Origin of the sequence: Streptomyces pluripotens, assembly GCF_000802245.2 — a bacterium.
In the GTDB taxonomy this organism is placed as follows: Bacteria; Actinomycetota; Actinomycetes; order Streptomycetales; family Streptomycetaceae; genus Streptomyces; species Streptomyces pluripotens.
The window spans coordinates 1517402-1537991 of sequence record NZ_CP021080.1 but is presented as its reverse complement, the minus strand read 5'-3'; the positions used below and the strand labels follow the sequence as shown (position 1 = coordinate 1537991).

General features: G+C 68.8%; 20 protein-coding genes and 1 pseudogene. 10 read left to right on the top strand and 11 right to left on the bottom strand.

What is annotated here, in order from left to right:
• The first annotated feature begins 204 nt into the window (after nucleotides 1-204).
• Nucleotides 205-849 (top strand): DUF899 domain-containing protein, encoded by a 645-nt coding sequence (locus LK06_RS06810; protein ID WP_039656026.1) that lies wholly within the window; start codon nucleotides 205-207, stop codon nucleotides 847-849.
• A 512-nt stretch (nucleotides 850-1361) separates the two neighbouring features.
• Here LK06_RS06810 and LK06_RS06800 read toward each other — a convergent pair.
• Nucleotides 1362-1805 (bottom strand): annotated as a pseudogene (locus LK06_RS06800) (ABC transporter ATP-binding protein); the annotation flags it as partial.
• Between the two features lie 334 nt (nucleotides 1806-2139).
• On the opposite strand from LK06_RS06800, the gene LK06_RS06795 reads away from it, so the two are divergent.
• Both LK06_RS06795 and LK06_RS06790 read left to right on the top strand, forming a co-directional pair.
• Entirely contained in the window at nucleotides 2140-2940 is an 801-nt protein-coding gene (locus LK06_RS06795; protein ID WP_043432285.1) for an alpha/beta hydrolase, read from the top strand.
• Entirely contained in the window at nucleotides 2930-3391 is a 462-nt protein-coding gene (locus tag LK06_RS06790) for a hemerythrin domain-containing protein (protein WP_039656031.1), read from the top strand. Before LK06_RS06795 ends, LK06_RS06790 begins: the two co-directional genes overlap by 11 nt.
• Before the next feature lie 253 nt (nucleotides 3392-3644).
• On the opposite strand, the gene LK06_RS06785 is transcribed toward LK06_RS06790, so the two are convergent.
• A complete protein-coding gene (locus LK06_RS06785; RefSeq protein WP_039656121.1) occupies nucleotides 3645-4037 on the bottom strand; it encodes a hypothetical protein in 393 nt (130 codons plus the stop codon).
• 203 nt (nucleotides 4038-4240) lie between these two features.
• The gene (locus LK06_RS35195; protein ID WP_374208077.1) at nucleotides 4241-5062 is read right to left on the bottom strand and encodes an ATP-binding protein; all 822 of its coding nucleotides are present in this window, start codon (nucleotides 5060-5062) and stop codon (nucleotides 4241-4243) included.
• 305 nt (nucleotides 5063-5367) lie between these two features.
• On the opposite strand from LK06_RS35195, the gene LK06_RS06775 reads away from it, so the two are divergent.
• Together LK06_RS06775 and LK06_RS06770 are read left to right on the top strand one after the other, a co-directional pair.
• Nucleotides 5368-6228, top strand: coding sequence for a helix-turn-helix domain-containing protein (locus LK06_RS06775; RefSeq protein ID WP_039656033.1), 861 nt, complete (start codon nucleotides 5368-5370; stop codon nucleotides 6226-6228).
• A complete protein-coding gene (locus LK06_RS06770) occupies nucleotides 6229-6483 on the top strand; it encodes a DUF397 domain-containing protein (protein ID WP_039656035.1) in 255 nt (84 codons plus the stop codon). It abuts the gene before it with no gap.
• A 310-nt stretch (nucleotides 6484-6793) separates the two neighbouring features.
• On the opposite strand, the gene LK06_RS06765 is transcribed toward LK06_RS06770, so the two are convergent.
• The 3 genes from LK06_RS06765 to LK06_RS06755 form a co-directional block, all read right to left on the bottom strand.
• Nucleotides 6794-8281: a glutamate synthase subunit beta gene (locus LK06_RS06765; protein ID WP_043407570.1), complete on the bottom strand. Its 1488-nt coding sequence runs from the start codon at nucleotides 8279-8281 to the stop codon at nucleotides 6794-6796.
• Nucleotides 8282-8469: 188 nt separating this feature from the next.
• Entirely contained in the window at nucleotides 8470-8949 is a 480-nt protein-coding gene (locus LK06_RS06760) for an anthrone oxygenase family protein (protein ID WP_039656038.1), read from the bottom strand.
• Between the two features lie 233 nt (nucleotides 8950-9182).
• Entirely contained in the window at nucleotides 9183-9878 is a 696-nt protein-coding gene (locus tag LK06_RS06755) for a DUF2293 domain-containing protein (protein WP_071659150.1), read from the bottom strand.
• A gap of 398 nt (nucleotides 9879-10276) precedes the next feature.
• Between LK06_RS06755 and LK06_RS06750 the strand changes: the two genes are divergently transcribed.
• Nucleotides 10277-10909: a nucleoside/nucleotide kinase family protein gene (locus LK06_RS06750; protein ID WP_043407601.1), complete on the top strand. Its 633-nt coding sequence runs from the start codon at nucleotides 10277-10279 to the stop codon at nucleotides 10907-10909.
• A gap of 174 nt (nucleotides 10910-11083) precedes the next feature.
• On the opposite strand, the gene corA is transcribed toward LK06_RS06750, so the two are convergent.
• Complete coding sequence (gene corA, locus LK06_RS06745) at nucleotides 11084-12211, bottom strand: magnesium/cobalt transporter CorA (protein ID WP_039656040.1); 1128 nt, start codon at nucleotides 12209-12211, stop codon at nucleotides 11084-11086.
• Between the two features lie 176 nt (nucleotides 12212-12387).
• On the opposite strand from corA, the gene LK06_RS06740 reads away from it, so the two are divergent.
• Nucleotides 12388-13182 carry a methyltransferase gene (locus tag LK06_RS06740; RefSeq protein WP_039656041.1) on the top strand — a complete coding sequence of 265 codons (795 nt, stop codon included), beginning with the start codon at nucleotides 12388-12390 and terminating at the stop codon, nucleotides 13180-13182.
• Nucleotides 13183-13221: 39 nt separating this feature from the next.
• On the opposite strand, the gene LK06_RS06735 is transcribed toward LK06_RS06740, so the two are convergent.
• On the bottom strand, nucleotides 13222-14220 hold the full coding sequence (locus LK06_RS06735) for a carbohydrate kinase family protein (RefSeq protein ID WP_078858709.1): 999 nt from the start codon (nucleotides 14218-14220) through the stop codon (nucleotides 13222-13224).
• The gene (locus LK06_RS06730; RefSeq protein ID WP_039656129.1) at nucleotides 14205-15104 is read right to left on the bottom strand and encodes a pseudouridine-5'-phosphate glycosidase; all 900 of its coding nucleotides are present in this window, start codon (nucleotides 15102-15104) and stop codon (nucleotides 14205-14207) included. Before LK06_RS06730 ends, LK06_RS06735 begins: the two co-directional genes overlap by 16 nt.
• Before the next feature lie 107 nt (nucleotides 15105-15211).
• Here LK06_RS06730 and LK06_RS06725 point away from each other — a divergent pair, with 107 nt between their 5' ends.
• A complete protein-coding gene (locus LK06_RS06725) occupies nucleotides 15212-15643 on the top strand; it encodes a VOC family protein (RefSeq protein WP_039656130.1) in 432 nt (143 codons plus the stop codon).
• 11 nt (nucleotides 15644-15654) lie between these two features.
• On the opposite strand, the gene LK06_RS06720 is transcribed toward LK06_RS06725, so the two are convergent.
• Nucleotides 15655-16209, bottom strand: a complete 555-nt coding sequence (locus tag LK06_RS06720) for a methylated-DNA--[protein]-cysteine S-methyltransferase (protein WP_039656131.1) — start codon at nucleotides 16207-16209, stop codon at nucleotides 15655-15657.
• Between the two features lie 42 nt (nucleotides 16210-16251).
• Nucleotides 16252-17124, bottom strand: coding sequence for a glycerophosphodiester phosphodiesterase (locus tag LK06_RS06715; protein WP_039656043.1), 873 nt, complete (start codon nucleotides 17122-17124; stop codon nucleotides 16252-16254).
• 279 nt (nucleotides 17125-17403) lie between these two features.
• Here LK06_RS06715 and LK06_RS06710 point away from each other — a divergent pair, with 279 nt between their 5' ends.
• Nucleotides 17404-18282 carry an MHYT domain-containing protein gene (locus LK06_RS06710; protein ID WP_039656045.1) on the top strand — a complete coding sequence of 293 codons (879 nt, stop codon included), beginning with the start codon at nucleotides 17404-17406 and terminating at the stop codon, nucleotides 18280-18282.
• Nucleotides 18283-18322: 40 nt separating this feature from the next.
• Nucleotides 18323-20470: an excinuclease ABC subunit UvrB gene (gene uvrB / locus LK06_RS06705; RefSeq protein WP_039656047.1), complete on the top strand. Its 2148-nt coding sequence runs from the start codon at nucleotides 18323-18325 to the stop codon at nucleotides 20468-20470.
• The last annotated feature ends 120 nt before the right edge of the window (nucleotides 20471-20590 follow it).

The following is a 20590-nucleotide window of genomic DNA, read 5'->3' as shown; positions in this document are numbered from 1 at the left end:
CCAGCTGCCGGCTGACGTGCTCGACGCGTGGGGAAGCGGCGATCTGTTCGGCCCTCGCGCTGACAGCCGAAGCTGGCAACACGGCGAGGCTGCTTCTTGCCCCGCCGGCGAAGGGTTGCCGCAAAAGAGCCTCCGCACGCGGCGATGAGATCCGTATACGGCGACGGTCACCACTCCCAACCGCCCGCAGGACCAGGAGGACCCATGCCGCTTCCGGAGATTGTCTCGCGCGAGCAGTGGCGCACGGCGCGCCAGAAGTTGCTGCGCAAGGAAGAGGCGTTCCAACGGGCGCGTGAGGCGCTCGCCGCCGATCGGCAGCGCCTGCCCATGGTCGAGGCCGACCCGGACTACGTCTTCGAGGGCGGCGACGGCAGGGTCTCCCTCCTGGACCTCTTCGAGGGAAGGGGCCAGCTCGTCGTCCATCACTTCATGTTCGCGCCGGAGTGGGAGAGCGGCTGTCCGTGCTGCGCGGCCTTCCTGGACCAGATCGGGAACCTCGCCCATCTACGTGTTCGGAACACCGCGTTCGCGGCTGTCTCCCGGGCGCCCTTCCGCCGGATCCTGCCGTTCAAGGCACGGATGGGTTGGGCGGTTCCCTGGTACTCCTCGGGCCGCGGCGACTTCAACTCCGACTTCGGGGCCACCGTCGAGTCGGGTGGGGAACTCGTCGAGCGGCCCGGCGTCAGTTGCTTCCTGCGCGACCATGACCGGGTCTTCCACACCTATTCGGTGTACGACGACGGACTGGACGGACTCGGGGCCGTCTCGGGTCTGCTCGATCTGACGGCGCTCGGCCGCAGCCCCGCGGGAAATGTCGGGCTCCGCCTGCACGACGAGTACGACTGCTGATACCTGGGGTGCTGTTCGTGTCACATCGTGCACGGATTCTCACGGTCCGCGCCGAACCGGTGTCGACAATGTCTCAGTCCCGTCACTGGGCGAGGCATATCCCCTCTCCACGGCGTTAACTCCTACAAGTACAACGCCTTCTGGAGGTGCGAGATGGTGAACGGGCGAACAGTGCTCGAACGCTTTCCCGCCGGTGGTCCGCGAGGATCCTGGCCCGCCGAGGAGTTCGCGCACGCGCGCCGTCTGGAAGGCCTGCCTGCCGAGGTCGTCATGGACCTTGCGACGGACATGTTCCTGGTGATCGTGCGCGTGGGTGAAGGCGCCGAGTGAGGTGGCCGGGCGGCGAGCCGCCGGTTCAGGTCGGCTTCGGCGCCGGTACCCTCACCGCGAACTGTTCCGCCTGAGGGGCGTGCAACTCGACGTATACACCGCCTGCGGTCAGCATCCTCCGGTGCGCCCGACTCCACCAGCCGCCCGTGCTCCAGTACGTGCACCAGGTCGGCATGGCGGACCGAGGCCAGCCGATGCGTGATCAGGACGACCGTCTGTCCACTGCTCGCCAGCGCCCGGATCTTCTCGAACACCTCCATCGCGCCGGACAGCAGCAGCGCGCCGAGCGTGGCGTAGGTGCCGAGCGTGGCGAGGCCCGTCCAGGCGGCAGCGATCCGCCCTATCCGGGCAGCCAGCTGGGACAACCGGGCCTGTTCCTCCTCCGCGGTCTCCGACATGGACCGGAAGTGGTGCAGCAGGAACGGGCCCACTCCGTGCACGCGGATCTCCGGGGCGGCGCCCGGTTCGGTGAGCAGGCTGCCGATCAGCTGACCGGTCCGCACACGCTGGACCCAGGTGTGGAACGACTCGTAGTGGCGCCGGGCGATGGTCAGCGCGCTCTAGGCGCTGGGCAGGGTCATGGTGACCAGCAGGGGCAGTAGCGCCGGATTAGTCGTTGCAGACACCGTGTCCCCCCCCGCAGGCTGTGTCGCATCCGGAGGGCCGGCGCCCCGGCCTGGACCGCCTGCGGTGCATCGGTGTGTGCCTTTCGCGGGTGGTACGAGCAACCAGCATCCCAGTCGGAGGGGCCGCCGCGCGGCTGCTTGAGAAGGCGGCATGCGCAAGGCGCGCTTGACGTTGCCGAGAACGCAGTGTGAGGCGATGGCGCCGACTCGCGGTCCTCGGAGACTGCATGCTCACCCTGACGCCCTTGCGGCAGCGCGACGCAACCGCCCATCTGGCCTTGGCGGATATAGTTTCAGGCAGCGTCGCGTGCCGGTGGCGGATGGATCGTCAGGCATGGAGGCGTCATATCGAAAGGTGGCTCCGGCCATTCCCACCCCAATTTCACGGAAGATCACGCTTTACCTCGCCGAGGACCGGTTCTTCGGCCCCCGACCCGCCGTCCTCGTCCTGCCGGGCGGCGGCTTCCGGGAACTTCCACCGCACGAGGGCGAAGGCTACGCGCGCTGGCTGTCCGGCCTCGGCATCCACGCCTTCGTCCTGTCCTACCGGCTGCTGCCGGACCGGTTCCCGGCCCCACTCGAAGACGCCCGGGCCGGGTTGGACCACATCCGTAACGGCGACCACGGCCTCGACGTCGGCCGGGTCGGCGTCATCGGATCAAGCGCGGGCGGCCTACTCGCCGGCCTGCTCATGACCGGCCGGGTCCTCTCCATCGAGGAGGGCGTCGCCGACCCGCCCCGACCGGACTTCGCGATCCTGGCCTATGCGCTGGCCGACCTCGACCTGCTGCCGCCGTCGGTGGTCGAGAACCTGCTCGGCGACCTGCTGCCCATCAAGGACGAGCTGTCCCCGGCCAAGCATGTGGACGCGTCGGTGTGTCCGACTTTTGTATGGGCCACCGCGCAGGACCCGCCGGGCCTGCCCAACGCCCTGCAGTGGACCCGGGCGCTGGCGGCGGCCGCGGTATCGGTGGAGTTGCACGTCTACCCGGGCGGCAGCCACGGCATCGGCCTGGCCGACGGCGTGGAATACGGCGGCGAGTCGCATAAGTTCATTGCGCGCGAGCCGCACACCGCGTCCTGGACGACCGCGTGCGCGGCTTGGCTGCGAGGGGAGGGTGTTCTTGCCAACTGACCGCGTCACCGCCTGGGGCGGGGAACTGCAGCGGGTGCACGGCAAGCTGCGCAATGCGTTGGCGCTGGCGCGGGCGGGACCGGACGGCGGCGACCCCGCTGACGCCGCCACCGACCTGCTGTTGTTCTGCCACGGGTTCTGCGCTGCCCTGTCCGGCCACCATCGCGCCGAGGACGGTTCGCTGTTCCCGGAACTGGTACAGGCGCGACCTGACCTGGCGCCGGTGGCCGCGAAGCTGACTCAGGACCACAACATGATCGAGCACCTCATCGGTGGAGTGCAGAAGGCGGTGGCCGACTCGACCGACCCGGAGGTGGCGCACCGCCACCTGGACGGGATCGAGGCGGTCATGGAGACGCACTTCAAGTACGAGGAGAAGCAACTGGGAGCGGTGCTGGACGGCATGGACGCCGACTTCGACCGCGCCGAGATCTTCGGCCCGATCAGCTGAGCCGAGTCCCGGTCGCGCCGCCCGCCGACGGCGCGACCGGGAATCCATCTGGGTTCGAACTGAACCGCCACCGCCTCGCCCGGGTCTCGAACCGCGACCGCCGAGGTTTCGGTGAGGCGGTGCACCAGAGTTGTGTCAGGAACCGCGACCGGCCCTAACTACACGAGCCGAAGGGCGATGTGGTTCGTGGCTTCTGGCAGCCGTCGTACGACGCCGTTGTCGGTGACTTGCCTGCGCAGACGCTCGATCTCGTCTAGGCCGATACAGCCCGGGACCAGTCCGGGGTCGTACCCGTCGCCCGGCACAGCGCCAGGTACAGCGGGATCGGTGGCGTGTACGGGACCGTGCCCTCTGGGCGGTAGATCAGCCGGGCGGTTCCGGTGACCACGGCTCCGGGGGCGTAGTGGGAGGGGGAGGGCCAGGGCAGGGCGTAGTCGGAATCCGCCGGAACGATCCACCACCACTCGGATCCGTCGGAGTACACGCAGCCGAGCCGCGGCAGCCGCGGGACGACGTGGGGGCCGAGGTGGCTGGGTACGGCCACAGCGTCACAGCCGAGGGGAGCCGTCATGCCCTCCGGCAAGGTCAGCCGAAGGGCATGACGCGCTGTCGGCCGCCGACGCGACAGCCGGACCAGGGCATCCAGCCCGACCGAGTGCGTCGCGCCGGACGGTCCGACCGGCTTCCCGGCGCCGGTCGTGCCGCACTGCCCGGCGCAGACGGCTGGGCCGTGGGCAGTCCCGGTCGCCGCGCGCCAACCGGGGGCGGCGGTGTCGGGCCGTAGGGAAGTGGTGGTGTCGTGTCGGTCGGGACCGGTCCTGTTGCGACCGCCAAAGGCGTCGACGTCGGTCACGGCCGTTCCCCGGCGTGGTGCTGCTCCGGGGAACGGCGCAGCAGAGGGTCCGTGGTGCGGTACCTGTGCTGCTCGGGTGCCGCGTGCCGGTGTGGCCCTGGTTCCGCGGGCCGGTTCTGCTCGTGCGCCCGGTGCAGGGGTGCGTCCGGTGTCCGGAGCAGGGATCGGTCCGGGCCCCTGCTGCCTTCGTGGCTTCCGGGGCTCTTGGGAGGTCCGGACCCGTGTTGCCCCATGGCCTGGTCCGTGGGCCGGTTCACGGAGCGGTCCGGTGTGCGGTGCCCGGCCTGCTCCGGTGTCCGGTGACGGGCCTCGGCCGGGTCGTCGTCCCGGGAGTCGTCCGGCTGGCCCGGCTTGGGACGGGCCCCCCAGCCCAGGTCGTTGCGTGGCTCGGCGGCGACGTGATCCGCGTCGGGCCGGCGGGCCAGCTCGGCCCAGACCAGCAGCCCGGGGCCGTGTTCCTGGGCCCCCCAGGCCTGGCACAGGGCGTCGACGAGGAACAGTCCCCTCCCGTGTTCCTCGTCCGGACGCTGCGGGGACGGCTGGGGATCGCCCGGGGCGCAGCCCTCGTCGCACACGGCTATGCGTACCGTGTCGTCGTGGTCGTGCAACTCGCACACGACGAGACGACTCGCCGTGTGCACGATCGCGTTGGTGACCAACTCGGATACGACCAGAGCTGCGTTGTCGCAGGTGTCCGGGCACACTGACCAGCCCGTTAGCCGGGCATGCGCCAGGTGTCTTGCCTGGGCGACGGAACCCGGATGTGCGGCCAGTTCGAAGCGGAACCGGCGCTGGGCAGGACCCTTTTGAGGGGTCACTCCCGTCGTGGCGCCGAGACCAGGACGGTCTGCGGCGGCGTCTGTTCCTAAGGGCGCGGACGGAATCACGCTTGCCACTATCTCCCTGCCGTGGACACTTGGCAAGAGTCACTCTGAAAATTGCAGAGTGCAGTGTGACTCGGTCAGAGGCCGTGGCACACTGCTCGCAACAGCACCTTGCGCGGCGCCAATTGGGGCATCGGGGATCCGAACCGGTCTTCGAATGAGTCTTCGAATGGCGCCGCAGGGCTGTCGGGGACTTTTCGGTGGAACCCTTCGGGGGGACTTTCGGTGGAGGTGGGAGCGTGAGTGAACCGCGATCCGCGCCGACGGTGGGTCAAGTGGTCCTCGGCCGACGCCTGCTGGATCTGCGGGAAGGAGCCGGCCTCAGGCGTGAGGAAGCTGCCCGCGTCCTCCGTGTGGCGCCCGCCACCGTTCGACGCATGGAGACGGCCGAGGTCGCCCTCAAGATCCCCTACCTGCAGCTGCTACTGAAGGCCTACGGCGTTTCCGACGACGAGGCCGAACTCTTCGTCCAACTGGCCGAAGAGGCCAATAAACCCGGCTGGTGGCAGAGGTTCCACGACATCCTGCCCGGCTGGTTCTCGATGTACGTGAGCCTGGAGGGCGCGGCCAGTCTCATCCGTTCCTATGAGCCGCACTTCGTCCCCGGACTCCTGCAAACCGAGGGCTATGCGCGTGGGGTGCTGAAATCCGGCGCCATCGGCCAGACGAGTCCGGACGAGATCGAGCGTCACGTCGCCCTACGCATGCAGCGCCAGGACCTGCTCACCAGGCCGGACGCCCCCCGCTTCTGGGTGGTGATGGACGAAACGGCCTTGCGTCGCCAGGTCGGCGGTCCGGAGGTGATGCGCGCGCAGATCGACAGGCTGCTGGAGGCCGCGAAGCTGCCACATGTGACGCTCCAGGTCGCCCCGTTCGCGGGCGGGCCGCACCCGGGGACGTATGGGCCCTTCGTGCTGTTCCGATTTGCCGTGCCAGAACTGCCGGACATGGTCTACAGCGAGTACTTGACCGGGGCCGTCTACCTCGACGCCCGCGCCGAGGTGGCGACCCACCTGGAGGTCATGGACCGCATGGCGGCGCAGGCTGCTACGGCACAACGCACGAAGGAGATCCTGCGCGATCTCCGCAAGGAGCTGTGAATGGATCGCATCAAGCCGCGCGGTCAGGTCTACAACGGCATGCCGGCGCGGGAGCTGGGCAGCGAAGGGTGGCACAAGCCCTGGAGTGGCGGCAACGGCGGAAACTGCCTGGAGGCGATGAAGCTGGCCGACGGCCGGATCGCGGTGCGTCAGTCGACCGACCCGGACGGACCGGCGCTGATCTACACCATGGATGAGATGACCGCGTTCATCGAGGGGGCGAAGGCGGGGGAGGCTGACTTCCTGCTCTCCTGAACCTGGCGGTGGCGGTCGTACTGTCCGGCAGTCATGGAAGAGAGGCTGGACTTCGCCGTGATCGTATTGATGGGTTCCTTGTGCATCAGTGACCGTGCATGACGTGGGAAATTGCCGAGCGAGAGGCCGGGGCCGACGGCCGGGACGGGGACCGCGGACATCGGAATCCGGGTAGGTCCTCGAGAAACTCCCGGCACTACTCTTGGTCCCGCCTGCGATGCGGCTTCTGCCGTGTCCGAGGGCACGGCAGCGATGATCTACGGATGATGCGGGGCACCGGCAGCGACCCAGGTTCGGGCCGGCACCGCCCTCACACCGTCATCGGCCGGTCCGTCGGCGCGATCGGAGCGGGCAGCCGTGAACTACCCGTCAGATAGCGGTCGACGGCCGCCGCGACGGCCCGCCCCTCGGCGATCGCCCACACGACAAGTGACTGTCCGCGGGCTGCGTCTCCGGCGGCGAACACCCCGGGGACGTTGGTCGCGAAGCCGTCGTCCCGGGCGATCGTGCCACGCGGAACGAGCGCCAGCCCCAGTTGCTCGGTCAGCCCGTCCTCCCGATCCGGACCCGAGAATCCGAGCGCGAGCAGCACGAGGTCCGCGGGGAGCGTCCGCCCGGTGCCCGGCACCGGCAGTCGCCGCTCATCGACCTCCACCAGGTGGAGTGACTGCACGTGCCCGCGGTCATCGCCGCTGAAACTCAGCGTGGACGCCGCGAACAGCCGTGCGTCCGCGTCCGCCGCCGGTGCCGTACGCAGGTCCCTGGCCTCCTCGTGCGCCGCCGACAGTCGGTAGATCTTCGGGTACGTCGGCCACGGCTCGGTGTCCTCGTCGCGCTCGGTACCCGGCTGTGCGTAGATGTCCAACTGGGTAACGGACGCGGCCCCCTCACGCACCGCGGTACCCAGGCAGTCTGCTCCGGTGTCCCCGCCACCGACGATCACCACGTGCTTGCCGGCCGCGGACAGCGGGGAGACCTCCAGATCCCCTTCGCACACCCGATTGGCCAGCGGGAGGTACTCCATCGCCTGATGTATTCCGTACAACTCACGGCCGGGCGCCGGAAGTTCCCGCCACGCCGTCGCACCAGTGGCAATCACCATCGCGTCGTACCGGGCCCGCAGTTCCATCGCTGGAATGTCCCGTCCGACCGCCGTCGAAGTACGGAACTTCGTCCCCTCGGCCCGCATCTGCTCGATCCGCCGCTCCAGGTGGCGCTTCTCCATCTTGAACTCCGGGATGCCGTACCGCATCAGGCCGCCGATCCGGTCGTCCTTCTCGAACACGGCGACGGTGTGCCCGGCCCGGGTCAACTGCTGTGCCGCGGCGAGCCCGGTGGGTCCCGAGCCAACCACGGCCACCGTCTTGTCGGACAGCCGCTCGGGAGGCCGCGCGGGGGTGAAACCCTCCGCCCAAGCCCGGTCGGCGATCGCGCATTCGACGTTCTTGATGGTGACGGCCGGCTGGTTGATCGCCAGCACGCACCCGGCCTCGCAGGGCGCCGGACACAGTCGGCCGGTGAACTCGGGGAAGTTGTTGGTGGCGTGCAGCCGGTCGCTCGCGGCCCGCCAGTCCTCCCGCGCCACGAGATCGTTCCATTCTGGAATGAGGTTGCCCAGCGGGCACGCGTCGTGGCAGAAGGGGATCCCGCAGTCCATGCAGCGGTCCGCCTGCTTGCTGATGATGGGTAGCAGTGCACCAGGGACGTACACCTCGCCCCAGTCCCGTACCCGTTCCTCGACGGGCCGCCGCGGCCACTCCTGGCGCGGCGTGGTCATGAACCCCTTGGGATCGGCCATGGTCGTCTTCCTTGCGTACAGGTGCCGAAGGCACCGGGTGTACGACGGGCCGTGCGCCACCGGGCGGCGCTCTTCCGGCCACGATACGTCCACGCCGACAGCCGTGCAGACCGGCGGACAGCGCTTTCTGCCCCGGGTCCGTCAGCACGGCACCAGTCGTACGTCCGCTGCCCGCTCCCCGGACGAGATCAGGTCAGGGCCAGCAGGTAGACGAGGGCGGACGCGGCGGAGGCGGCGGTGCGGACGTGGTTCCAGAACATCCACTCGCGCACATACACCGGCCAGTACACGGTGGCCTCCGGGGCACCCACCGTCAGCCGGGCAAGCCTGTCGTCGCGGGGCGCGTTCGCGACCAGGGTCAGCCCGAACACGCCGAACAGATACAAGGCGCTGCCCAGCAGCAGCTCCACCTTTGCCTCGTCCGGCCACACCACGAACGTCACCACCGCGATCAGCGAGCTGAGCACCGCCGCACCCATGAACACGGTCATGAAGGCAGGCCGCATCGCGGCCAGGTTGATCGCGTTCATCGCCGCGACCCCTTGTGCGGGCGGTAGCGTGGCGAGCCCACGCATCACGAAGGTTGATAACCCGAAGAAGACCCCTGCAATCAGCCCCGTCCCGAGGATTCCCACCACGACCAGTACGAAGAATGGCCCGTCGATCATCACCACGTCCTCATCTCGTTCCGCCCGAGCCTGAGCCCGACACCACCCGTACAGCAGTGGGCGCCCGTGACGGACAGCCGATCACCGCCGAGGGGTACAGAGACGTGCACCGGCGTCCTGAGGCGCCGGGTGTTTCCTGCGCCCTCGCCACGGGAATGCGGATTCCTCGCTGGTCTCCTCCAGCCGCCCCTCAGCCCACACCCCCCCTCCCGGTCGGTCCGCGCTCCTCCTGGTCAGCCCACGTCTTCCCCGGCCCTCCGCCACGTCCGCAGCACGCTCTCCACAGCCGGGGTGATCCGACGCCGTGCCTCGTACCGTGGCACCCCGCCCATCAGTAGCTCGTCGTACGGTGTGTCCACATGTCGTACGGCTGCCACGACCGCCGCGATCACAGCCCCCTCCGACAGCGTCCGCCCCGCCGCGCTGCGTCCGACCCGGCCGCTGCCCCGCACGGACGCGTGAACGGCGATCGCCCTGGCTCGCCCGGTCGGGCAGCCGGGAAACAGCCGGACGATCTCTGCAGTGAACGCCACCACGAACCGCTCGTCCTCAGCCGCCCTGCGCCGTGCGTCCCGCGCCCGTCGGCGGCGACGGGCCTCCGCGTCCGCCAGACACCGGGCCTCGGCCCGTATCAGCGCAGCCTCCTCCACGAGTACGCCCTGCCGTTCGTAACGGCTCTTGCGCCGGTTGAACCGGACGACCACTGCTGACAACGTGCTCTCCTCCCGTGACCTGCGGGTCAGGGCTGTGTCACCACGTGACAGGAACACCAGATGCCCGAGGTCGACGCAGTCCAGGCAGCGGGGCGCCCCGTCCTCCAGCACGACCAGCGACAGTGGACCACGCCGGCATCCGGCACACCGTTTGCGCTTGAGAGGCTGGACCACGACAAGCCGACCGGGAGGAGAGGGAGTTGCGGGAAGGGTCATGCGCGGTTCATTCCCCGTCACCGCCTGCGCCTCCCGCGGACCTGTACCACGGCCTCCTCTCTCTGCTGAAGTGCTCCTCTGCACCGGGCTGGTTGGGCACCGAGACCCGTCCGCGGCCGTGCGTCGGGGTCTCGACCCCATCCGCCACCGCAACCCACGAGACCGGTGTACAACGGACCGGGCTCAATCCGCCGGCCCTCGCTCCTCATGGTCGGTCGCCGTTGCCAGATGGGCACCGACGGGGCTTGCCGACCCAGGCTGCTACAGCCCGGCGGATGCCTGCTGCGCCCTCCCGGACACTGCCGCCTCCCAGCCAGCAAGCGTCGTGGCTTGTTCCACGTCGCTGTTGTGGCAGGCACCGCCACCGGCCGCCCGGGTCACCCGGCATCATGGGAACCGTGCGACTGGAAGCGATCGCCTGGGACCGGCTGGCCGAACTGCTCGCCGATCGGCTGGCCGGCCTGGCACCGGCTGACGGAGGCACCTGGCCGCGCGTCGGCTTTGACGGAGCCCCCGCTGCCCGTGCACGTGACCTCGCCGAGCGCGTAGGGGAGGCGCTGCGGGTGCGTGGCCGGTCCCCACTTGTGGTCGGTAGCGAAGGATTCCTGCGCCCCGCTTCGCTGCGACTGGAGCACGGGCGGCGGGACGTGGAGTCGTACTACAGCGACTGGTTCGACACCCGCGCCCTGTGGCGCGAGGTCTTCCGCCCGCTTGCCCCCGGAGGAAGCGGGCGGATCCTGCCTGACCTGTGGGACCCGGCTACTGACCGGGCCACCCGCAGCTCCTATGTCCAGCTTTCGCCCAGGGGAGTCCTGCTGTTTCATGGTCCACTCCTGCTGCGCCACAGTTTCCCTTTCGATCTGACCGTGCACCTCCTCCTGTCCCCAGCGGCCTTGCGCCGACGCACGCCCGAGGCCGACCGCTGGACCCTGCCCGCCTTCGAACGCTACGAGCTGGAGAACGACCCGGCTGGAACCGCGGATGTTCTGGTGCGCGCTGACGACCCGCGTCATCCCGCCTGGAACGGCTGATCCGGAGGCTGGCCAGGAGCGTCTACGTGTGTAGGGGACTGGAGCGGTCGGGCATCGGCCTCACCCCGTTCCCTGCCGGCCTGGAGCAGGTGTCGTCGAGATCCTGCCGGACGACGGCAAGCGACTCCCACACGACTGCCGAGCGAATGTGCCGGCGACCGGACCACCTGCCCGTCAAAGCCAGCCGTTGCGCCGAAAACCGCGGTAGAGCGCCAGGCACCCGGCCGCCATCACAGTCATGACGAGCGGGTAACCAAACCGCCAGTGCAGTTCAGGCATGTGGTCGAAGTTCATGCCGTACACCCCGCAGACCATCGTCGGTACGGCGATCACCGCGGCCCAGGCGGTGATCTTGCGCATGTCCTCGTTCTGGGCGACGGTCACCTGTGCGAGGTGGGCCTGCAGTATGGAGTTGAGCAGCTCGTCGAACGCCGCTATCTGATCCTTGGCCCGGATCAGATGGTCGAGCACATCCCGGAAGTAGGCCTGTATCTCCGGGGCGACGACCCGGAGGGGCCGGGTGGCCAGGTCCTCCACCGGGCGGACCAGCGGGACTACCGCCCGCTTGAGCTCCAGCAATTCACGCTTCATCTGGTAGATACGTCCTGGATCGAGTCGTGCACCGTTCTCCGAGAAGACCTCCGTCTCCACCTGATCGATGTCGCCCTGCAATGCGTCCGTGACGCTCAGGTAGTCGTCGACGACATGGTCGGCGATGGTGTGTAGTACCGCCGCCGGACCCTTGGCGAGCTGCTGTGGATCCGCCTCCAGTTCCTCGCGCAGTGGTCCCAGCGAGCCGTGTCGGCCATGGCGGACCGTGATGACGAAGTCCTCGCCGGTGAACACCATGATCTCCCCGGTGTTCACCACTTCGCTGCTCGCCGTCAGTCGTTCGTGCTCCACGTAGCAGACGGTTTTGAGCACCGCGAACAGTGTGTTGCCGTAATGCTCAAGTTTTGGGCGCTGGTGGGCCTCGACAGCGTCCTCGGCCGCCAGCGGATGGAGATCGAACAGTTCGGCGATGCCCGCGAACTCACGGTCCGTCGGCTCATGTAGCCCGAGCCAGACGAACCCTGTTCCGCTCCTGCGCACCCGTCGTACGGCTTCCACCAGGTCCGCGCACCCCGGAAGGCGCACCCCGTCCTGATAGGTCACGCAATTCACCACCGACGAGCCCAGCGGAGACCTGGCAGGGTGGCTCAGGTCCACGCGTGACCGTCGCCGGGCCAGCTGTGCCACCTTGCGCAGGCCGCTGACCCGGCCCAGTCCCGTGACCTTCCGTAGATTTCCTGCCATGGACATCTGGATCTCCTCGCATGGATCTCCGCACGCAATGCTTCCGCGCCCTGCCCGGCAAGTCTGCCAGTGGACGACGGTGCATGGGAAAGCCTGTGGGAACGGGGAGTTCCGCTTTGTTCCCGCCTGTGGACGGAGCGTCGGCGGCTCCGGGCCAGCCGCACGACTGGGATGATCGCGGCATGACGCGATCCGACGGGTACCTCCTGGACAACAGGCAGAACGAGGCAGCACAGCGCTTCGACGCGTTCGCCGCACTCTTCGACCCCACGACCTTCCGGCACCTCGAAGGACTCGGTGTGGGCCCCGGATGGCGCTGCTGGGAGGTCGGGGCGGGCGGTACCTCCGTGGTGTCCTGGCTCGCCAAGAAGGTGGGGCCCACCGGCAAGGTCGTGGCCACTGACATCGACACCACGCTGCTCACCTCTGTGGCACGCCCGCCGGTGGAGGTCCGGAGCCACGACGTGGGTGCCGAAGAACCGCCGGGAGAGGGTTTCGACCTGGTCCACGCCCGACTGGTCCTTGTACATGTCCCGGACCGGGAAAGGGCGTTGCGGTCCGTGATCCAGGCCCTGCGGCCCGGCGGCCGGCTACTGGTCGAGGATGCTGATCCCGCCCTGCAACCGTTGCTCTGCCCCGACGAGCACGGTCCGGAGCAGCGGCTGGCCAACCGGTTGCGCCAGGGCTTCCGCGCACTGCTCGCCGATCGCGGTGCCGATCTGTCATACGGCCGCAAGCTGCCGCGTCTGCTCCGGGAGGCCGGGCTGCAAGGGGTGCGGGCCGACGCGTACTTCCCGGTGGCCTCACCCGCCACCGCTGCTCTGGAAGCCGCGACGGTCCGTCAGATCCGCGACCACCTGGTCGAAAGGGGGCTGGCCACCGCCGACGACATCGAGCAGCACCTGGCCAACGTCGAGGCCGGCGGCATGGACCTCGCCACGGCCCCGATGATCTCGGCATGGGGAAGGAAGGTGTAGCCTCCGGCCGTGGTGCCGGTCGTATCCAGGACCGGGTGTTCATGCCGTCGGTGAGGACCGGCCGACGTCGTTTTGGTGTTCGTACCGCCGAGCGAGCGGTAGGCCACCTCTCTGCGTGCGCGGTGGCCTTGCGCCCACTTGACGTATCGCTTCAGCGCCTGCCCGGCACCCCAGCGCCGCCGCCCTTTCCGAGGCTGCGCCCGACACCAGGGCAGCGAGGAACGCGCCCGTGAAGGCGTCTCCGGCGCCTGTGGTGTCTTGGGGAGCCGCCGGCACGGCAGGAACCCGCGCGACCACAGCGCCGGAACGGGCCACCAACGCCCCGTCGGCGCCTGCCTTGGCCACGACCAGCGGTACGAGACGGCTCAACTCGGCCGCCGCGTCGGCCAGGTCCGGCAAGCCGGTCAGCAGACATGCCTCGTCCCGGCTGGGCAGCAGCACGTCCAGGCGCCGAGCGAAATCCCGGAAGCGTTCCGCACCCAGTTCCCTCAGGAAGCCTGCCGACGCGGGATCCAGACTCACTGGCACACCGCGCGCGCGTGCCGCCGCGAGCGCCGTCTCGGCGAGCGCCCGGCTGGGCTCCGTGAACAGCAGATACCCCGACAGATGCAGTCGGGCCACTCCATGCAGCAGTGTGTCTGACCAGTCGGCGGGTGTGAACCGCAGGGACGCTCCGCGCTCCGTGAGGAATGTGCGCTCTGCCGCCGCATCTGCGTCGACGAGGCAGATCACCGTCCCGGTCGCCGTGTCCGCGTCGACCAGGAGCCGGGGCCGCACACCGGCCGCGACCAGCTCCCGCTCGTGCCACGCGGCCGCGTCCGTGCCTACCCGCCCGAGCAGTCGCACGTCCGCACAGCCCGCGTGTGCGGCCCAGCAGGCCACGTTGGCGCCCGCACCACCCGGCAGGGTCCGGATCACGGCGGCCGTGTCCGTGTGCGCTGTCAGTGGCCCCTGGTACCGGGCCACGACGTCCGTGACCACGTCACCCACGACCAGTAAGGCCCCGATGCGACCCCCCGCAGTCACTCCCTGGTCCACGCCGTGGCAATCCGTGCTGCCAGCCGTACGTTGCCCCGGACCGCCGCCAGGTTGGCTCTCAGAGAGGCGCCACTCGTGTGCCGCACCAGGTAATCGAGCAGGAAGGGCGTCACCGCCTGTCCGGTGATGCCCCGTGCTGCGCAAGTGGTGAGCGCGTCGGCCAGCACCCGGGCGTGCAGCTCGGGGTCGAGCTGTTCCGCCTCCGCTACGGGATGGGCGACGACCAGCGCCGACTCGGGTGTGCCGAGCGCGTCCTGTGCCCGCATCACATCGGCGACCTGTTCCGGAGTGCTCAACGTCCAGTCGACCGGATGCCCTGAGTCGGACAGATAGAAGCCGGGGAACCGGTCCGTGCCGTACCCGGCGACGGCCACGCCCAGCGTCTCCAGGCGCTCCAGGGTCGCCGGAACGTCCAGGATCGACTTCACACCCGCGCACACCACTGTGATCCTGGTGCGCGCCAGCAGGCTCAGGTCGGCCGACTCGTCCTGGGTCACCGTCCACTCCCGGTGCACGCCGCCCAGCCCGCCGGTGGCGAACACCCGGACACCCGCCAGCGCGGCCAGCTGTGCCGTTGCCGAGACCGTCGTCGCCCCGCTCGCCCCCGCCGCCACGGCGAGGGGCAGGTCACGGTGACCGAGCTTGCGGATGCCGTCCTCGTTGGCGATCCGCTCCAGCTGGTCCACGTCCAGGCCGACGCGAGGGCGTCCGTCGAGCACCGCGATGGTCGCGGGTACCGCTCCCTCCCGCCGTACTGCTTCCTCCAGCTCCAGCGCCACGCGGGCATTACCCGGGCGTGGCAGGCCGTGCGCGATGATCGTGGATTCTAGGGCCACCACGGGACGTCGTGTCCCGACTGCCTCCCGGACCTCTTCCGACAACATCAGCACCGTGCACCGCCTCCTGCCCGTCGGTCCCTTCTCATCCCTGGCGGGCGCGGGCCGTTGATAAACGCTTGCGGCCTGTGGGAGACGTCACCAGCCTGGGCAGCATGACGAACAACACCACGCGGCTCGATCATGTCGTCCTGTGGGTGGCCGATCCGGTCGCCGCCGCCGGTTTCTACGTGCAGGCCGTCGGCCTCGAACCCCTGAGGGTCTCCGAATTCGCCGAGGGCAAGGTTGCCTTCCCCTCTGTACGCGTCAACGAAGAGACCATCCTGGATCTGGCCCCGCACACTTTCGCGGACCGCATGAGGATGCTGCCCGGCTCCGCAGACGGCGCGGGCCACCCCGTCAACCATGTCTGTCTGTCTCTGCCGGCTGATGCCTTCGACATCCTGCGCGCACGTCTTCAGGAGCAGCGTGTTCCTGTGACAAGCGTCGGCCATGATTCGTTTGGTGCCCGCGGCAAGGCCACGCGCAACTTCTACTTCAGGGACCCCGATGGCAACGTGATCGAGGTCCGGCACTACGACGAGTGAACGGGGCCGGGTCAGAACAGCGGCTCGGGCAGCACACCCTCCAGGGCCAGCAGTTTCCGCTTGGTCTCCAGCCCGCCTCCGAAACCGCCGATACCGCCGTCGCTCTCCACCACTCGATGGCACGGCACCACCACCGGAAGCGGATTGGCGCCCATCGCCGCGCCGACCGCCTGTGCACCGCCGGGCTGCCCAACCCGCCCCGCGAGATCGCCGTACCCCACGACGGTGCCGTACGGCACCCCGGAAGCCAGTTCACGCAGCACCTGCCGGTTGAAGCCGGAGACCAGCGACCAGTCCAGCGGCAACTCGAATCCTTTCCGCCCACCCGAGAAGTACGCCCGCAGTTGGCGTATCGCCTCGGCCAGCAAGGGCGAGCGCGGATCCTCCACCGGCTCGGTGCCCAGCCGGGCCGCCAGCGCCTCCAGGGCCCGGTCGCGTACTGCGTCCGTGGCGTGGAAGACGACGTTGACCAGTCCGTCCCGACTCGCCGCCAGCATCAGCGGGCCGATGTCGCTGGCGATGACGGCCCACACGACCCGCTGCTCATCCTGCCCATGGCTGTCCATGAGCCCCACGGTACGGCCCGCCACTGACAATGCCCGCCCAGCTCAGCCCGAAGCCACTGCCGACCGCACCACGTCGGGCTTGTTGGTGATCATCCCGTCGACGCCGTAGGCGGCGACCTCGCGCGCGGTGGCTGCGTCGTTCACCGTCCACGCGAACACACCCAGCTGCCGGCCGTGCGGCCCTTTGAAGGTCTGCACGGCCGCGACGTACCCCTTGGAGAGCGCCCCGTACGGTGGGTTGATCAGATCACTGAAACGCGCGTAGTCGTGCAACTGTGCCACGCTGGGTGTCCCCAGATAGGCAGTGGTGACCTCGGGCTCCAGGTCGTGGACGGTCCGCACGCTGTCGGAGCTGAAGCTCTGCACGATGAGCCGCCCGAGGTGGCCGCGGTCCAGCCAACCCTCCTTCCCGAGGAGCCTGAGGGTCTGCTGCTCGATGCCCGGGTACAGTTCCGGGCTCTTGAGCTCCAGGAGCAGCTTCTCGTGGTTGTGCTCCACACGGCGCATGTACCGCTCCAGCGTCGGGATCCGCGTGCCCGCGTACGCTGGGGAGAACCAGCTGCCCGCGTCCAGCCGGGCGATTTCGGCGGCGGTGAAGTCCTTCACCTTCCAGGGCGCCCGACCGGGGTAGACGTCCTTGACGTTCGTGGTGCGTCGCAGGCTGTCGTCGTGGATGACGACCAGTTGCCCGTCCTTCGTGCGCTGGACGTCGTTCTCCACCCAGGACAGGCCCAGCTGCGCTGCCTTGTCGATCGCGGCGAGCGTGTTCTCGGGGGCGTAGGCGGAGGCTCCCCGGTGGGCGATCACCGCGGGGGCACCGGCCTCGCCCGCCCGGGCGTCGGAGGTCGGGCTCAGCAGGACCGCCACTGTCCCCAGGGCCGCGATGACCAAGGCGGCAACCACGCGCACGTGCATGCAGACTCCTCGCGTCGAGCGAATACGGACGGTTCCAGATTGACAGCAGAGGGTCAGCATCACCTGGGCGCGCCATGGCCGCTCATGGCATGGAGATGTCCAAGTCCGCTCACTGACACCGCACAACCGTGGCCAGAGCGCGTTTCTTTGCCGGAAAATCGTTCGACCATTCCGGTGGGGGTCATACTCTCTGCGACAACCCTGACCGCCCGAGCGGTCCTGGGACGGGGGCACATTGCAGGTATTCCGGGACGCAAGAGGGCGGAAGGGCAGCCGCGGATGCGAGGGACGGTCGACGGATTCAGTTACGGGGCCGTCACCCCGGTGGTGGCCTACCTGATGGCCTGTCTGGGCGGTGGCCTCGGCCTCCGCTGTACCACCCGTTCTCTGCTGGTCACGCACTCCAAGCGTCCCGCGTGGCTGGCACTCGGCGCTGCCTCGATCGGCTCCGGCATGTGGACCATGCACTTCGTCGCCATGATGGGTTTCACGATCAGAGGGACGCCGGTCCACTACGACATGCCGATCGCCTTCGCGAGCCTTGGCCTCGCCGTCGTCATGGTCGGTGTGGGGATCTTCATCGTCGGTTACCGGGGTGCCACCGGCATACCCCTGTTCACCGGTGGGACGATCACTGGTCTGGGCGTCGCCTCGATGCATTACCTCGGCATGGCCGGGGTACGTTTCGACGGCTGGTTCACCTACAACACCCTCATCGTCGCGGCCTCCGTCGTCATAGCGGTCGTGGCCGCCAGCGCCGCCCTGTGGGCCGCCGGACGCGTCCGGGGCTTCCTGTGGAGTGCGGGCGCGAGCCTCGTCATGGGGCTCGCGGCCAGCGGCATGCACTACACGGGGATGGCCGCCCTCAGCGTTCATCTCGACAGCCACCCGCACGGCACTGCTGGGGCGCCGACGGTGTCCGTGCTCGGGCCGGTACTCATCGGCCCGCTCGTCTTCCTGCTCCTCGCCGGCGTGGTCGTGCTCCGTGACCCGCTGCTGATCATGGGCGGGTCCGTCGGCACGTCCGTCGAGTACAAACCGGGCGTCCCGGCCGCCTCCGTTGCACTCCGCCCGGACCGTCGCCCCGCTCGGCACGAAGCCCGCGGGTCGGTCGGCCGACCCGAGCACCTCGGCTCCCGCGCCCCGCAGAGCCGCTGACCCGGGCCCGTTGTCAGTGCGGGGTCGTACGGTGGATGACATGCGGCCCGTTTCCCACATCGAACGCACGGTGGCGCCCTTTGAGGTCGTCAGCCCCTACCAGCCGAGCGGCGACCAGCCGGCGGCCATCACCGAGCTGGCCAGGCGCATCGAGACCGGTGAGAAGGACGTCGTCCTGCTCGGCGCGACCGGCACCGGCAAGTCCGCCACCACGGCGTGGATGATCGAGAAGCTTCAGCGCCCCACGCTCGTGATGGCGCCGAACAAGACGCTGGCCGCCCAGCTGGCCAACGAGTTCCGTGAACTCTTGCCGAACAACGCGGTCGAGTACTTCGTCTCGTACTACGACTACTACCAGCCCGAGGCCTATGTCCCGCAGTCGGACACCTACATCGAGAAGGACTCTTCGATCAACGAGGAGGTCGAGCGCCTTCGGCACTCGGCCACCAACTCGCTGCTCACCCGTCGCGATGTCGTCGTGGTCGCCTCGGTCTCCTGCATCTACGGCCTCGGTACCCCGCAGGAGTACGTGGACCGGATGGTTCCCCTCCGGGTCGGCGACGAGATCGACCGGGACGAACTGCTGCGCCGTTTCGTCGACATCCAGTACACCCGCAACGACATGGCCTTCACCCGGGGTACGTTCCGGGTCCGTGGCGACACCATCGAGATCTTTCCGGTCTACGAGGAACTGGCCGTCCGCATCGAGATGTTCGGCGACGAGATCGAGGCGCTGTCCACGCTGCACCCCATGACGGGCGAGATCATCAGCGACGACCAGCAGTTGTACGTCTTCCCCGCCTCCCACTACGTCGCCGGGCCCGAGCGCATGGAGCGGGCCGTCAACGACATCGAGAAGGAGTTGGGGGAGCGCTTGGCCGAGCTGGAGAAGCAGGGCAAGCTCCTCGAGGCCCAGCGGCTGCGGATGCGCACCACGTATGACATCGAGATGTTGCGCCAGATCGGCAGCTGCGCCGGCGTCGAGAACTACTCGATGCACTTCGACGGCCGCTCACCCGGCTCACCGCCCAACACCCTGCTGGACTATTTCCCGGACGACTTCCTGCTCGTCATCGACGAGTCACACGTCACGGTTCCGCAGATCGGCGCGATGTACGAGGGTGACGCCTCCCGCAAGCGCACCCTCGTCGACCATGGCTTCCGCCTGCCCTCCGCACTGGACAACCGCCCCCTGAAGTGGGAGGAGTTCCAGGAGCGCGTGGGGCAGACCGTCTATCTGTCGGCCACCCCGGGTGCCTACGAGCTGTCACGTTCCGACGGTGTCGTGGAGCAGATCATCCGCCCGACGGGCCTGGTCGACCCGGAGGTCGTGGTCAAACCCACCGAGGGCCAGATTGATGACCTGGTGCACGAGATCCGCAAGCGCACCGAGAAGGACGAGAGAGTGCTCGTCACCACGCTGACCAAGAAGATGGCGGAGGACCTGACCGACTACTTCCTGGAGCTCGGTATCCAGGTGCGTTACCTGCACAGCGACGTGGACACGCTGCGCCGCGTCGAACTGCTGCGGGAGCTGCGCTCCGGCGAGTACGACGTCCTGGTCGGCATCAACCTTCTCCGCGAGGGTCTCGACCTGCCTGAGGTGTCTCTGGTGGCGATCCTGGACGCCGACAAGGAAGGTTTCCTGCGCTCGGGCACCTCGCTGATCCAGACCATCGGTCGTGCGGCGCGCAATGTCTCCGGCCAGGTACACATGTACGCCGACAAGATCACCCCGGCGATGGACAAGGCCATCGAGGAGACCAACCGCCGTCGGGAGAAGCAGATCGCTTACAACAAGGCCAAGGGCATCGACCCGCAGCCCCTGCGGAAGAAGATCAACGACATCGTTGCGCAGATCGCCCGTGAGGAGGTCGACACCGAACAGCTCCTCGGCTCCGGCTACCGCAGGTCAAAGGACGGAAAGGGCGCCAAGGCCCCTGTCCCGTCGCTCGGCGACAAGGCTGCCGTGGGCACGAAGACCGGCAAGGCAGCCAAGGACGCGAAGGGGAAGGCAGTGCCCACGGACCGTCCGGCTGCTGAACTGGCCGCGCAGATCGAGGAGATGACCGAGCGCATGCGCGCCGCCGCTGCAGAGCTTAAATTCGAGATCGCGGCTCGGATGCGCGACGAGGTCTCCGAGATGAAGAAGGAGCTGCGCCAGATGCGGGAGGCCGGTCTCGCCTGAGCCCTCGGTCCCGTGCCGGACCTCGGCATATACGCCGAGTGTTGCAACACCGACACAAAGCTCGGGCCGGGGTTCGGCGCTGTCGGCGCCCCTGCGTAGGGTTCTGAGCAACCGCGCGCT

Coding starts and splice junctions, on each gene's coding strand:
- LK06_RS06760 (WP_039656038.1), bottom strand. CDS start 8,949: ATGATCGACGGGCCATTCTTCGTACTGGTCGTGGTGGGAATCCTCGGG.
- uvrB (WP_039656047.1), top strand. CDS start 18,323: ATGCGGCCCGTTTCCCACATCGAACGCACGGTGGCGCCCTTTGAGGTC.
- LK06_RS06765 (WP_043407570.1), bottom strand. CDS start 8,281: ATGGCCGATCCCAAGGGGTTCATGACCACGCCGCGCCAGGAGTGGCCG.
- LK06_RS06720 (WP_039656131.1), bottom strand. CDS start 16,209: ATGGACAGCCATGGGCAGGATGAGCAGCGGGTCGTGTGGGCCGTCATC.
- LK06_RS06810 (WP_039656026.1), top strand. CDS start 205: ATGCCGCTTCCGGAGATTGTCTCGCGCGAGCAGTGGCGCACGGCGCGC.
- LK06_RS06755 (WP_071659150.1), bottom strand. CDS start 9,878: ATGACCCTTCCCGCAACTCCCTCTCCTCCCGGTCGGCTTGTCGTGGTC.
- LK06_RS06730 (WP_039656129.1), bottom strand. CDS start 15,104: ATGTTGTCGGAAGAGGTCCGGGAGGCAGTCGGGACACGACGTCCCGTG.
- corA (WP_039656040.1), bottom strand. CDS start 12,211: ATGTCCATGGCAGGAAATCTACGGAAGGTCACGGGACTGGGCCGGGTC.
- LK06_RS06795 (WP_043432285.1), top strand. CDS start 2,140: ATGGAGGCGTCATATCGAAAGGTGGCTCCGGCCATTCCCACCCCAATT.
- LK06_RS06725 (WP_039656130.1), top strand. CDS start 15,212: ATGACGAACAACACCACGCGGCTCGATCATGTCGTCCTGTGGGTGGCC.
- LK06_RS06715 (WP_039656043.1), bottom strand. CDS start 17,124: ATGCACGTGCGCGTGGTTGCCGCCTTGGTCATCGCGGCCCTGGGGACA.
- LK06_RS06740 (WP_039656041.1), top strand. CDS start 12,388: ATGACGCGATCCGACGGGTACCTCCTGGACAACAGGCAGAACGAGGCA.
- LK06_RS06710 (WP_039656045.1), top strand. CDS start 17,404: ATGCGAGGGACGGTCGACGGATTCAGTTACGGGGCCGTCACCCCGGTG.
- LK06_RS06770 (WP_039656035.1), top strand. CDS start 6,229: ATGGATCGCATCAAGCCGCGCGGTCAGGTCTACAACGGCATGCCGGCG.